This is a genomic window from Streptomyces sp. DH12, assembly GCF_020873895.1.
Taxonomy (GTDB): domain Bacteria; phylum Actinomycetota; class Actinomycetes; order Streptomycetales; family Streptomycetaceae; genus Streptomyces.
This window is the reverse complement of sequence record NZ_JAHWGT010000823.1, coordinates 1-480: the sequence shown is the minus strand read 5'-3', so window position 1 is coordinate 480 and position 480 is coordinate 1. Positions and strand designations below refer to the sequence as shown.

1 protein-coding gene is annotated in these 480 nt (G+C 67.9%); it reads right to left on the bottom strand.

The features are described 5' to 3' along the window. Positions 1-300 (bottom strand): response regulator (locus tag LPA54_RS37265; protein ID WP_228984883.1); only part of this gene is annotated, 300 nt, incomplete at its 3' end. Positions 301-480: the final 180 nt, after the last annotated feature.

Sequence of the window (480 nt, the reverse complement as noted above, 5' to 3'; positions counted from 1 at the left end):
GGTCAGATAGTCGTCGGCGCCGGTGTCCAGGCCCTCGGCCTCGTCGTACTCGCCGTCCTTGGCGGTGAGCATCAGGATCGGCACGTCGTGCCCGGCGGCGCGCAGGGCGGCGCACACCCGGTAGCCGTTGAGGCCGGGCAGCATGATGTCGAGGATGACCAGGTCGTACTGCTCGGTCGTGGCCCGGTCCAGCCCCTCCCGGCCGTCGTGCACGACGTCGACGGCGTATCCCTCGGCGGTGAGGCCCTTGGCGAGGGAGAGGGCGAGGCGCTTTTCGTCCTCGACGATCAGGAGTCGCATGCGGTCCAGGGTCGCAAAGGGAAGCTGAAGATCACTTCAGGCTGCTTCAGCTTCGGCTCAGCGTCGGTGGGCGAGATTGAAGACGTCGAAAGCCCACGCACTCGGGAGGAACCCACATGAAGCGCAACATCGTGATCGCCGTCGTCACGGCCGCGGCCCTCGTGGGAGGCGGCACGGCCA